The following is a 14,662-nucleotide window of genomic DNA, read 5'->3' on the forward strand; positions in this document are numbered from 1 at the left end:
ACAGTGGAGTATGCGTTGAAAGACATGGAGTTGGTGATTCTAACACCCAAACACATCATACAAAAGAATCAAGAAAACATAATTGAGACAATAGAGTATTCAAGAGATAATGAAGATTATAGTGATAAGAAGTTAATAGATACAGTTTTGTCTAAACGTTTGAAGCGGAAATACAAACTGATTGATAGAATCCTAAGTAATCAAGCTACATTAATTTTGATTGCACCGTATACAGATTATGTAAATGAAAAGATGAATATAATAGAGTGTTTAGACAAAGGGGGTCATCAAAAGATTGTTTTAAGTTCTGTTGGTCCTGTCTTATCTATGGCTATATTTGATGAAGGTCAAGTGCCAACGATTGCTTTACTTAAAATAGGCTACACTGTGTTTATGTCCTTTCAATATCAGGGATTCATAATCAAAAGTGATTATATTGTTGATTACAGTGAAAAAGATATCAAAGAGTTTATGGATCATTCTTACCTTCTTTTAAAAGAGAATCTAGATGATCTAATTGTTAATGATGTTAATGCTGAGATAGATTATCAGACGTGGGATTCAACAAGAGACATTGAAATTATTACTTGTAACTTCGAAGAAGATAATTTAAGTTTTATAAACAACGAAACAAAGAACGTTTCTTTAGAAGATGTAGTAAAATTACAAAACCTGAAATTCTAAACATAAAACGACCTAAGAGAAGATGAGGTACATTTAACCGTGCTCTTTAAGGATTTTCTAAAAAAAACACATAAATCAACTTGATATGAATAATCTGAATTGATAAGTTGAACTAGATTAGAATGAGGATATTGATAAAAATAGTATTTTGAAAAGTGCAAGGATCAAACGATGTTCTTAAGTAAAAAGAATATTACAAAGTATGTCCATGACATAACATAGACATATTATTGTGCTATTATAATAGAAGAAACTTGATCAGATGGTTTAAATTTAAACCATCACATAACATAAAGGGAGAAAATGACATGAAAAAGAAACTAATAGCTTTATTGCTAATAGCTTGCTTATCCTTATTTTCGTTTGCTGTTTTTGCTGAAGAAGATGAAGATCGAGTAGACCTAAATAAAATAACAGAGCTAATACAGACGATAGACAAGTATTATAAAGATGATATTTCTAAGAGTGAACTTGTTGAAGGTGCATATAGAGGGATTGTTGAACAGTTAGATAAACACAGTAAGTATTATACTGAAGATGAATTTCAAGCCTTTGTTAAAAGCTTAGATGGTACACTAATCGGAATTGGTGTATACATTGAAGAAATTGATTCTGGTATAAAGGTCATATCTCCTATTGAAGGTTCACCCGCGAATGCAGCAGGCATTATGTCTGGTGATGTCATTACTCATGTAGATGGATTAAAAGTAACAGAAATATCTTATCAAACAGCAATTGATATGATTAAAGGTGAGCCTGATACATCTGTAAAAATTACGATTGATAGAAATGGAACTACATTAAACTTCGATATCACTAGAGCGGTTATTAGCATTCCAGATGTAACTTATGAAATTTTAGACAATAACATAGGTTACTTAAAGATCATTCAATTTGGTGATGGTGTTTCAGTTGAAGTAGAAAATGCAATAGTTGCTTTAACGGAGCAGGGGATGGATTTTTTAATTATTGATCTTCGTAATAATCCGGGTGGTTATTTAAGTGAAGTAATAGAAATTTCTGAATGGTTTGTAGATATCGAAGATGATATAGTACATGTTGATTATAAAGCTTTTGAAGATGAATCATATTATGCAAAAAAACCTGCTTTAGATATTCCTTTATGTGTACTCATTAACAATGGTTCTGCAAGTGCGTCTGAGATACTAGCCGGAGCAATTAAGTATAATGAGCGAGGTACGTTAATTGGAGAGACTACATATGGAAAAGGAACAGTCCAATCGCTTTATACTTTATTGAATGACACAGCAATGAAACTAACAACAGCGGAGTACTTTGCAGCAAATGAAACAAAAGTAAATGGTATTGGTGTAGAACCAGATATTTATCTTCCTTTAAAAACAGAAGATGAACTGAATACGATTGCTGGATTTGCTCCAATGATTGATAAAGAGCTTTCATATTATAATATAACAAGTTTAGATGTATTTGGTGCTCAACAAAGATTAAAATTTCTTGGTTATGATATAGACTTAACTGGTACCTATGATCAAAAGACATCTCAAGCTATTTATTCATTTCAAATGAGTCATAACTTAATAAGTAAATATGCATTATATCCAGAGACAAAGAATAAACTAAATGAAGTCATTAAATCTTATCTAAGTGAAGATCCACAATTGGATAAGGCTATAGAGATTTTATCAGGGAAATAATTCTCGTTTTGCAAAGAAAATGCGTATTATAGGATTAACGTTATCGTAACACGTCTGTAACCTACAGGCGTGTTTTTTAGTGTATAATACTCCTATAAGTTCATCAGATAATTATGGCTAGAACAAGCGTTTGTATTATAATTTACAGTTATGTTACAAAGGCTTGTAATAATTGTCCATAAAACATATCTGGTGATATAATCTACATTAGGATTGGTTATTCCGCCAATTCCACAACGGTCTTAGTAGAAGGGGGACATGTTGTATTGATCAAATCCCTTCTCCAGACGAACTACATATTTTAAAGGGAGGAATTAAGACATGAAAAGAGTTTTATCTCTTGTATTAGCATTTATGTTAGTATTCTCATCTATCTTACCTGCATTTGCTGAAGAAGCTACTTTTTCAGAAGATGGTCAGAAGTTAGTAGATTACGGTATTATTGCTGGTACTGGTAATGGCGATGATGCTGAAGGTCAGCTTACAAGAGCTGCAATGACAGTATTATTAGCTGCAATGTATGGTGAAAAAGCGACTGCTGAAGAGTACGCTTTTGATGCATCATTCACAGATTTAGAAGAAGGTCAATGGTATGTGCCATTTGTTGCATATGCTGAGCAAAAAGGTTGGATGATCGGTGACGGTCCTGGTACAACTTTCAGACCTAACGATGTTATGACTGCTCAAGAAATCAACGCTATGTTCCTAAAAGTTTTAGGTTACGAAGTTGAGTGGGCTGACGTTAACACAGAAGCTGAAGAAATGGAAATCGCAGTAACTGCTGCAGATCCTACTTTAGTATTAAGAGGCGAAGCTTTCGCTACAATTTTAGAAGTATTAGATACTCCTAAGATGGACGAGACTGATACATTAGGTACTGCTTTAGGTATCACTGGTTATGAGCCTCCAACTCCTCCAGCTCCAACTGCTGTAATGATTACAGAAGCTGTTGCTATCAACTCAACTGTTGTTGAAGTATCATTAGATGATGACGAAGACGCTCCTACAGCTTTAACTGTAGATCAATTTGTTGTTACTGACGATGAAGATGCAGTATTAGAAGTTGAATCAGCTGTATTTGCTGGTTGGGACGAAGATAACTACACTGTATTAGTTACATTAGCTGACGCTACTACTGCTGGTACATTATACACAGTTACTTCAGGTGATGACTCAGCTAACTTCGGTGGTAGAACTGAAGACGAAACTAAGCCATCAATCTCTGCTATTACTCCAGTTGAAACTTATACTTTCAAAGTTGAGTTCAGTGAAGCAGTTGCTTTAGATACTTTAGCTCTAGAAGTTGAAGAAAAAATCTCAGGTGACGAATTAGCTGTAACTAACATGGAATACACTGCTAAGAACATGATTACTGTAACTACTGAAGAGCAATCTGCAGAGTTATACAAATTGACTGTAACATCAGTTTCTGACTTAGCTGGTAACGAAGCTGAAGATTTAACTAAGACTTTCGTAGGTAAGGATAAGCCTACATCAGACTTAAAATTATCAGATGTATTAACTGAAGAGTCAACTCAAATCGTTGCTGTATTTGCAAGAAACGTTGACGAAGCTACTGCATTAGATATCGAGAATTACACTGTTGAGAACGTTAACTCAGGTGACGAAATCGAAGTAATTGCTGCTGAAATGGATTCAGATGTTTCTACTACAGATGATGACGAAAGCAAAATGCAAGTTGTTTTAACTTTAGCTGAAGATACTGAGCAAAAGTTATACAAATTAACTGTAGAAAACGTTGAAGACGTATATGGTAATGAATTAGCTTCTAACCAATCTGATACATTTGTTGGTTTAAAGGCTGATGAAACTGCTTTAAAGATTTCAAAAGTTGAATCTACTTCTAACACAGAAGTTACAATCACTTTTGATGACAAGGTTGATGCTGATACTGCATTAGACTTATTCGAATTAGAAGAAAAGAACTCAGGTGATGAGTTAGCTATTACTGATATTGATGTTGATAAGACAGAAGTAACGTTAACTACTGAAGAGCAATCTCAAGTTCTTTATGAAATCACTGTTAAAGAAGGTATCTTAGATACTGATGGTAACGAAACTGAAAAAGACTTAACTGCTACATTCGTAGGTAAGAAAGTTGGCGCTAAGATTTCTAGTTTCTCTGTTTCAAGAGATACTGATACTACAATCATCGTAGACTTCAACTCTAACGTTGGTTCTAACGCTACAGACGTTTCATTCTACTTCATCGATGGTGGTGTAGGTTACCCTGAAAAGGCTGAAACTGTAACTGGTAAAGCTGATCAAATTAAATTAACTATTCCTAAGACTACTGATGCTAAGATCTACAAGCTTACAGTATACGAAGGAATCTTAAACTCTGACGATGTTGCTTCTACAGATGACATTAAGAACACATTTGTAGGTAAAGGTTCTGCTGCTGGTTTACCAGAAATTGAAGCTGTTATGGCAACTGACGAAAGTACAATTGAAATCTTCTTTGATAGAGATATTGATGATACTACTATCGATGGTAAGGTTTGGAATGGTACAAGTGCATTAGTAGCTGGCGTATTAGAGTACTCAAAAGACAACGGTGACAACTGGATTGCTTTAGAGTCATTAGCTGGTTATAAAGTTTACCAATCAGCTGAAAATGATAATGTTTTAGTATTAAGAACTACTGCTGATCCATTTAACAAAGCTGATTCTGAAGCTTCAAATGATACATTCATCTTAAAAGCTAAAGATACTGACGTATTAAAAGCTGAATCTGATGGCGATGCAATGACGTTCGAATTTGCTTATAGTGATAGTGAACCTGCTGAAATCGTTATCGAAGGTGTTTCTTCATTAGATGATTCAACATTAAGAGTTTACTTCAACATGCCAGTTGACTTCCCTAACGATTCTGCTGCTACAATTGCTAAAATCGCTAAGAAAGCTGACGATAAAGCATTTACAGATACTACAGGTGTTATTGAGTTAGCTTCTGCAGTAAAATCTGATGATGAAGGTAAGATTTGGGACATCGCATTAAAAACTGGTTCAAACATGACTTCTACAGAAGTTTACGAATTATTATTTGTTCAAAACGCAACAACTTTAAAGGCTAACTTAACTGATTTAGCTGGTATTGTTACATTAGAAGACCAAGAAACTGCTTCAGGTTTCCAACATGATCCTGTTGAGTTTGCTGGTACTACTACAGATCCAGGTGCTATTACTTCTGTATATGCAACTATGGAAGACGAAAGAACTATTAAAGTACACTTCCCAACTGATATGGCTAAGAATGCTGCTATGTTAGCAACTTCTACTTTTAAGTTATACAGTGATGAAGGTACAACGGAAATTCACGCATCAGATATGGTAGATGTTGACTTTAGTACTACTACTAACATTGCTACTATCTACTTAAATAAAGATATTGCTAGTACTTCTGGTGATTTCTACTTAGGTATTACTAAGAACTTATTAACAAATGCTGCTGGTACAAGAAAAGTTAACGATGGCGAAGATACTCCAGATGACTTAGTATTTGAATTCGCTAACTCAACTTCTTCAGTTGCAGAAGCTGCTGTTAAATCTGTTACATTAGACGAAGATATGATGGGTATGACTATCAAGTTAACTAAAGATGTAGCATATGATGTAACTGCTGGTACTAACTTAGCATTAGATGACGATTCAGGTACATTAGCTAACTTCGAATTCGTTAACGGTGGTGATGACGCAGGTACAATGACTGCTGCTAACTTCTTAAAAGTATTCATGATCGAAGCTCAATTCGTTGGTGAAACTGAAGCTACTGCTGTTGAAGCTGCTGATATTGATGGTACTATCGCAATTGATGAAGATGGTTACTTATCAGTTCAATTCAAGAAGGCTCTTAAGCCAAGTTCAGGTGGATATGTTTCTACTGAAGCTACTACTGCTTCTCCAGACTTATTCATGTTTGATAAGACATTCACTAAAGCTGATAACTCAGACGATGCTGCACAAGTATCATTTGGTGTTCCTGCTTCAGCTGCATATGATGAAACTAAGCCTGCTTTAGTAGCTACTGCTCCAGTTAAGTTATATGATGAAGATAAAGATGCTAAATTTGACAAAATTACTGTTGAGTTTACTGAAGAAGTTAAAGATGTAGTTATTGGCGATTTCACTTTAAGTGGCGCTGGTAATGTTGATTTAACAAACGCTACTGTAGCAGTTTCTGGTAACATGGTTACTATTACTTTAGATGAAGCTGAGCAAACTGCAGATACTACTTCTACAACTCAAACTATTACAGTTGATACAATTAACGACTTAGCTGGTAATACTATGAACACTGCTGCAGGCGAAGCTTTTGAAGACTTAGCTGCTCCAGTTGCTTTATCTGCTACATTCGCAGAAGTTGCTACTGATACAACATGGGGTGAGGCAACAGATACTTTAGCTGTTACTTATTCTGAGGCTATCACTATTAACTTTACTGCTGCTGATGGTACAAAAGCTGAATTTGATGCTGAGTACACATTACCTGGTGGTACATTAGCTGCTGGTACTGTAATGACTGACAATGCTGTAGGTGCTACTGTAACTTATACAGTTAAGACTGCTGATTTATCAGACTTATTAACTGATGCAGAACTTGCTGCAGGTACATTCGTTATCACAACTAAAGCTGGTGGTAAAGTAGTTGATGCTAATGCAAATGCCCAAACTGCTGGTACAATTGCTAACGCTGATATTACTACACCATAATATAGTAATAATTAAGAGTTGATCAATTATGATCAACTCTTTTTTACGTTTTTGTTACATTGATAATAAACAAAGTCTCATTAACTTTTTACTTGTTATAATTATACTAGTAGGAAAATAATGTTTAATGAGGTGAATATATGAGTAAAAGATTAGTTGCACTATTGATTGCAATGGTACTGTGTTTTGGTGCTAGTGTATATGCAGATACTGCTGAAAATGCAGATTTGCTTAATGAGTTAAATTTATTAGAAGGTACAAACAAGGGTTATGAGTTGGAGCAGCCTTTGACAAGAGCACAAGCTGCTACATTTATTGTTAAGTTATTAGGTGAGCAGAGTACAGTTTTGGGTTCGCCTAAGTCTGTGAACGCTTTTAGTGATGTTTCAGGGAGTGAATGGTTTGTTCCATATCTTGCTTATTGCTATGAAAATGGTATTGTAAGTGGCTATCCAGATGGTACATTTAAGCCTAATAAAGTAGTGTCAGAGCAAGAGTTTTTATCAATGGTATTAGGTTCGGTTAATGTTAAAGATACCTTATGGAGTCAAATATTTAAGACTTCTTATGATTTGGGTTTATCAACTGATGCTAAAGAGCCTGTATCTTTTTTACGTGGTGATGTAGTTGATATTATGACTAATTCACTTACTGTAAAAGTTGTTGATACAGATGATACTGTAATTACGCGTTTAGTAAAAAAAGGTGTAGTATCAGAAGATAAAGCTGTAAGTGAAGGCTTGATGATTAAAGATGAATTAGTAAGTGAAATAAAGTCTATTGATGTTATTTCTAATACTAAAATTAAGATTAACATGAATGAAAAAGTGGCAATCGATGAATCTGATGTAGTAATCATTGGTGAAGATGGTACTGAAGTAGAGGTAGAGAAAGTATACGTTTCTAAGAAGACTATAACTGTTGAGACTACAAAAATGTCTGAACAGAAGTATACAGTTTTACTATCTAAAGTAATAGATGAGCAAGGTATTTCTAAAGAGAATCTTAGTGAAGAGTTTAAAGGTGCTTCAGAAGTTGTTGTTTCAAACTATTTTCATGTTTCTACTATAAAGGCTGTAAGTCAGAATGTTATTCATGTGACTTTTACACATCCAGTAAATAATACTTCTGCTTTATCTTTAAATTATGAATTATTATTAGACGGCAAGGAAGTCGTGGATGGTGATTTTAATAATTTAGTCGGTAAAGTATTAGCAAATGATGAGTATACTATTGCATTTTGGTTCAAGGATTACGACTTAGATGAAAATGGCGTTTATACTTTAAAAGTTGATGGTGACGTTCAAAGTATTTATGGTGTTGAGATTAACGATGGCAAAGAAGAGGAGTTTGACTTTGCTGGTAGTACTGAAGACAATAATGTCATTAATATTGCAGATATTGATGTGATAAGAGATGATTATATTAGAATCAGATTTACTGAAGAACTGGATTCTAGTTCAGCTTTAAAAACAACTAATTACCAATTAGTTAACGATAAAACTGGTGGTAAATCTTCAGCTTTAGGCACTTATTTAACTGGTACAGGTGTATGGTCAAATAGAGAAATCACAGTTAAGTTTTTAATCAATGATAGTGATGATTATACGTTAACTGTAGATGAAGTAAAAGATATCTTTAAAGTGAGCAAGTTAGATGAATATGAGTATCCAATTTCAGGTATAGGTGATATAGATGCGCCTACTATCGATTTTGCATCAGCATTTAATGAAACTTATATTGTAGTATATTTATCAGAACCAATCTTGGCTAGTTCATTAGATAGTGCTACTATTAGAGTTGGTGGTATAACACCTGATAAAATTGAGTATGATTCAAAAGATCCTTCTAGAATCAACTTGTTTATGTCTTCAGGTGATGCTGTAAATAGCAAAGAGACTTTAACAATCTTTGGATTAAAAACGAATTATGGCTTAAGCTTTGATAACATTTCATATGAGCTTGATCCAAGTAATGTAGAAGTAGGCGATATTTACATTGAAGATGCAAAGATGATTAGTGATAATCAAGTATTGGTTAAATTCACTTACGACGTAAGCCAAACTACTTCAACAAGCCAAGTTAAGTTGACATACTTGGATACTGATGGAGATGATGAATCAATTAATGTTAATTCTATTTCTTTTGTAGACAATAAGACAGCTGTGATTAAGGCAAATGATATTGAAGAAAACACATTATATTATGTTGAGATATCTAACCTTTATGATATTACAAATGATCATAAAACTACTAAAGCAACACAAAAAATTGAATATTAGTATGTAAATCGAGCATCTAGATTAATTTCTAGGTGCTTTTTTTGTATTAAGTTACTTCTATATTAAAATTGCAATATATTAACGAAAATTACCATTTTAGTGCTATAATTATTATGTGTTGAAAAAGATTTTTGGAGGTTAGTATGAAGAAAGTGTTATTATCATTAATGCTAGTTACTGTTATGCTATTTAGCGGGTTGGTATTTGCTGAAGATGAAGTAATAGAGCTGTATGTAGGGGAAAGTATACCTTTAGATACTAAAGTAGTTAGTGGTGAAATTATTAAGGATGAAAGTGATATAGTCTGGACATATAGCAAAGATGGTATATGTTCTATTAGCAGTAGTGATATTGTTACAGGTAAGAAAGCTGGCTTAGTAACAGTGACTGGTAATTTAAACAAGGGTGGTACAATATTAGAAGTACAGTTTGAAGTACTTGTAAAAAATACTGTAAAATCTGTAGAAGTTGCTACTCCCGATCAAGATTTACGTGTTGGCGAGTCTTTTACAGTAGCATATAATCTTATTCCGGTAGACTTATTACCTGTTCCTATGAACAAAGGAGTCAAGTTTAAGTCAACTGATACAGATGTTTTGACTGTTACTTCCTCTGGTAATGTTACCATTGTAGGTATTGGAGATGCTTATGTGCAAGTTGAGAGTACAGAAGCCGGGAAGAAGGCTTATGTTAAAGTCAATGTGGATCCAACTGTAGGCAAGATTTCAATTAATGAAAAAGCTGAAACAATATATGTAGGTGAAGAAACACAAATGAGTGTTGCTTACACACCTTTAGAAGGTAAGACCATCTTTTTAAAAGAATCAACTTGGGAATCACTCGCTAAAGATTATCTAACGGTTGATAAAGAAGGTAAGATTAAAGGTGTTAAAGCTGGTAAGGCTTCTTTACGTGCTATCTCTAAGGATAATGAAAGAACTTCTTCAGTATCTGTAAAAATAATTACAGGTGTTGAAAAAGTATATTTAACTGATAAAACTATTGAACTAAAGGAAGACTACAAAACTCATCAACTTACAGCAGTTATTGTGCCTGTAGATGGCTTAGATGAGGTTTTTGAAGATGGTGTGAGTTGGTCTTCATCAAATACAAGTGTATGTAGTGTAAGTTCGAGTGGTAAGTTGACTGCAAAGAAAACAGGCACAGCTACAATTACAGTAACAACAAAAGATGGCGAGAAAAAGGCTTATGCGACAGTCAAAGTCAGTCTTCCGATAGAAGTAGATAGAACAGTAGATATCAAAGATGTAGAATTTTTACCAATGGATCAAAACGTTAAAGTCGGTCAGAAAATCTTGCTTGAAGTGAAAGTGTCTCCGGAAAATGCTGACGCGAGCAAAGTTTCTTTCAACGTAGCGTCATCTGGATTTGGAAAGATTGTTAAAGAAGACGGTTTATACTACTTCTATGCACTAAAAGGTGGTGCATGTGTAATTGAAGCTAAGGCTGATGGTAATAAGTATGATGAACATATATTCTTTGGAAAATCAATGTTGAGTGACTATGATATAGATGAGGACAGCTTTGAAGAATACCGTGGTGGTAATGCCATTTATATTGGTCAAAAGGTAGAAATCGAACCTGATTTTGATGTAGTTGATGGTAGTTATCCATTATTAGATGATATAAAATATACATCATCAGATACAAAAAGAGCTAAAATTGTAGACGATAATTGGATTGAAGGTGTGTCACTTGGTACGGTAACACTAAAGGGTGTTACTGCGGATAATAACTTAGAGGATACTGTAACTGTTAATGTCATCTCAAACATAAAAGAAATTGTTGCTGAAAAATCAGCAAGAATTGGTGTTGATATGGCATACACACCAAATGTGCATTTTGTTGCAATTGATGAACCTTTGTATGACTTAGATGAGGTTCTAGCTACTGACTATGAAATGACAATGAAAGAAGTTAGAATTTCTAGCGAGTTTGTTGAAAAAGAAATTGAGTATACTGAGAAGAGAATTGAAGAACTTAATAAGTTAATTGATGATAAATCAGGGGACTTAAATGCTCATCTTCAGGAACTTCAAAAAGCGCACCAGAGAAAATTTGACTATGAGTCTGTATATAAAAAGAAAAGTGGTGATTTCTGTGATGTAACCTTCTTAGGTAGAGACTTGATGGACAGAAGTTACAAAGACCTTGAAATAGCAAAAATAAGTAAAAATACCTTAACGGCTAAAATAGTTAGTGAGATTCTCTTAGAGCTAGTTTCAGAAGATCCTGATATTAAGACTGAAATCGAAGTTACAGTAGAAGATAACATGTCTAGTATTGTAATTTTTGATGAAAATGGTGAAATTATAACTGCATCAGTAGAACATATTTTAAACCATTATACAGACGATATCTTGTTCCAAAACAATCCATCATCTTGGGCTGTTGATTTCATAACATTATCAAATAGTAAAGGCTTGCTAGTTGATGAAGTAATTGATAATTATCAGGCTAATATTACTCGTGAGGAGTTCATGGAACTGGTTATGAACTATTATAATGTTGTACTTGATTTTCCAGATGTAGATGTAACGAGTGATGTGTTTACAGATACTAATAATCAACAAGTATTAAAAGCATATGAACTTGGAATTATTAGTGGTCGTGGTCCAGGTATATTTGCTCCAAATGACAAAGTAACCCGTGAAGAGATGTGTGTTATTATCGACAAATCTCTAAAAGTTATGGATCGAACTTTAGCGTTAAAGAAGACATACAGAAATTTTGAAGATGCATCATTAATTTCATCTTGGGCAAAAGATGCTGTTGATAAGATGGCAAATGATCATGATATTATTGCAGGTGTAGGTGGAAATATGTTCTCACCTAAAGGTAATGCTACAAAGGAACAGGCAATAATTATGATTTATAAGGTGTTTGATCGTTTGAATTAGAGTTGGTATATCCAACTCTTTTTTTCTGATGTTGAAGATGGTTATGATTTCTTAAAAATGTATTACAAGAGATACGTATATATGACCATTTCAAAGATATATGATATTCTGAGCATAGGAATATTAATAGGAGGCTTAAATGAAGAAATTAAGAATCATTAGTACGATGCTTATCTTTGCAATGATGTTCAGTATGATTGGTTTTGCTGAAGATTTTAGTGAAGAAGAGATAGCGTCAAAGTTATATGACATAGGACTTGTTTCAGGTGATGGTACAGGTTTAAATCTAAATGGAGAGTTAACTAGAGCTGAAGCTGCTACGTTTATTGTTAAGTTGATGGGACGTGAAGATACTGTCTTAAAGAGTCCATCATTTTATGGTATGACACCATTTTCTGATGTAAAAGGTGATGAGTGGTATGCGCCATTTGTTGGTTACTCTTATATGAATAAAGTAATTTCTGGTTATCCAGATAATACTTTTAGAGCAGATGAAAAACTGACTGACAAGGCTTTCTTAGTAATGGTTTTAAAAGCACTTAGATATACAGATGATGATTTCAACTGGGATAATGTATTTCTAACAGCTTATGAAAAGGGTATTGTTACAGATTTAAGTTTTGCTGTTAAAGAAGAGCAATCTAACTTAGACAGAGGCGCTACTCTTGAAATCATGTATAACGCCTTGAATCTGTATTATAAAGATGGTTCTATGACCTTGTTAGATAATTTAGCATTAAAAGATCCTGATATAATGGATAAAGCTGAAGACTTAGGTCTTGTAAAAAAAGACTCCAAACAGACTAAAATTTCAAGCGCTAAGGCAATAGCAGTCAACCAAGTTGAAGTTACATTGAATGAAACGATTAAAGATATTACCGTTAACCAAGTTGCCCTTAATAATGGTTCAACTAGCTATAACATTAGCAAGGTAAACTTAGATGGTAAAGTGATAACAGTTGATGTTGATGCTAATATCATTGGTGATAACTATGAAATAACACTGGTGAACCTTGTAGATGATGAAGGTTTTGTTGTTAAATCAATTTCTGAAGAAGTAGATCCTTTTGAAGCACCAGAGGTTAACTCAGATTACTTTAAGATTAAAAGTGTTGAGTGTGAAAGTGAAAACATTGTACATGCTTATTTCACACAACCAGTTAACATTAATGCTGGTTTAGTTCTTCACTATGAAATACTACAGAATGGACAGACAGTATCAACTGGAACTTATAATGATATGGAAGCTGCAGTATTAGGTGGCGTTGACAATGGTGTTGCTCTGTATATAAAAAATATTAACTTCCAAGATGATGTGCTTTATACCTTAAAGGTTCAAGGAAGTTTAACAAGTGCATACGATGCTAACCTTAACGAAGGTGAGGCAATGACTATGGACTTCTTGGGGAACGACTCATCAAATGAGGAAATTCGTGTAAAAAGTGTCTCTGCAGTTTCTAATGATACAGTTAGAGTTAGATTTAATCAAAATGTAGATTTAGCCACTGCTTTAAATATTGCCAATTATTCATTACGAAATGTATCGAAGAACTCAAACTCAGCTGTTTTAAGTGCTACTATTTATAACCAAGGAGACAACTCTAGTTCCGTTGTAGACTTAAAAGTGTTAAGTATGAGTACTAATAGTACTTATGAGTTAACTGTACTTAACGCAAGAGATGTACTTAAAATGTCTAGTGTTTCTAATATTAAAGAGAAGTTTGTTGTAGAAACTTCAACATCTTCAGATGTAGATTTAGAGTATGTAATTCCTATTTCAAATACAAAACTTCATTTATATTTTGATGAGCCTTTAAGTCCAGCTTCTGTTGCTGCAAAAATCATTGGTGTAGATGATGAGTTAATTGTTTACAATCCAAATGAGAACTATAAATTAACAGTTTATCTAGACAAAGATGAGCCAATCAATGATGATACTACTTACTTATTACAGGTTACTTCTGGTATTGTAGATTCAAGCGGTAACATTCAGTCTGGAATTATGAAGTTCTCATTTAAAGGAACAGATGAAAAAGAAGCTGACATTAAAATAGAAGATTCAAGATTTATTTCATCGAATAAGGTTAGAATTGAGTTTGAAACTGAAGTTTCTGTTGCTAATAATGCATCTCAATACAAGCTTCAATATAAAAATGAAGTAGGCCATGATGTTAGTATTACAGCGGATTCTGTTAGCTATGTAGATCCTAAGACAGTTATTGCAAGTTTCTCAAACTTACCGAATGAATCGTATCAATTAGTACTATATAATATGATTGACCCGTCAGAACAGTTTACGACTCAGTTAATCACTGGAGAAGTTACAAAAGAATAAAATTACCTTATGAAGCACCCTAGTTTAGGG

The 14,662-nt window shown here is 33.6% G+C and carries 6 protein-coding genes; all 6 read left to right on the top strand.

What is annotated here, in order from left to right:
* Positions 1 to 15: 15 nt before the first annotated feature.
* The 6 genes from EZV73_RS07500 to EZV73_RS07525 all read left to right on the top strand — a co-directional run bounded on the left by EZV73_RS07500 (position 16) and on the right by EZV73_RS07525 (position 14,632).
* Complete coding sequence (locus tag EZV73_RS07500; protein ID WP_240839636.1) at positions 16 to 684, top strand: hypothetical protein; 669 nt, start codon at positions 16 to 18, stop codon at positions 682 to 684.
* A gap of 308 nt (positions 685 to 992) precedes the next feature.
* Positions 993 to 2,360, top strand: a complete 1,368-nt coding sequence (locus EZV73_RS07505) for a S41 family peptidase (RefSeq protein WP_240839637.1) — start codon at positions 993 to 995, stop codon at positions 2,358 to 2,360.
* A gap of 321 nt (positions 2,361 to 2,681) precedes the next feature.
* Positions 2,682 to 7,094: an S-layer homology domain-containing protein gene (locus tag EZV73_RS07510; RefSeq protein ID WP_240839638.1), complete on the top strand. Its 4,413-nt coding sequence runs from the start codon at positions 2,682 to 2,684 to the stop codon at positions 7,092 to 7,094.
* A 140-nt stretch (positions 7,095 to 7,234) separates the two neighbouring features.
* Entirely contained in the window at positions 7,235 to 9,376 is a 2,142-nt protein-coding gene (locus EZV73_RS07515; RefSeq protein WP_240839639.1) for an S-layer homology domain-containing protein, read from the top strand.
* Between the two features lie 143 nt (positions 9,377 to 9,519).
* The gene (locus tag EZV73_RS07520; protein WP_240839640.1) at positions 9,520 to 12,297 is read left to right on the top strand and encodes an Ig-like domain-containing protein; all 2,778 of its coding nucleotides are present in this window, start codon (positions 9,520 to 9,522) and stop codon (positions 12,295 to 12,297) included.
* A gap of 139 nt (positions 12,298 to 12,436) precedes the next feature.
* Complete coding sequence (locus EZV73_RS07525; protein ID WP_240839641.1) at positions 12,437 to 14,632, top strand: S-layer homology domain-containing protein; 2,196 nt, start codon at positions 12,437 to 12,439, stop codon at positions 14,630 to 14,632.
* The last annotated feature ends 30 nt before the right edge of the window (positions 14,633 to 14,662 follow it).

It is taken from the genome of Acidaminobacter sp. JC074, from assembly GCF_022496765.1.
Taxonomy (GTDB): Bacteria; Bacillota; Clostridia; order Peptostreptococcales; family Acidaminobacteraceae; genus JABXKX01.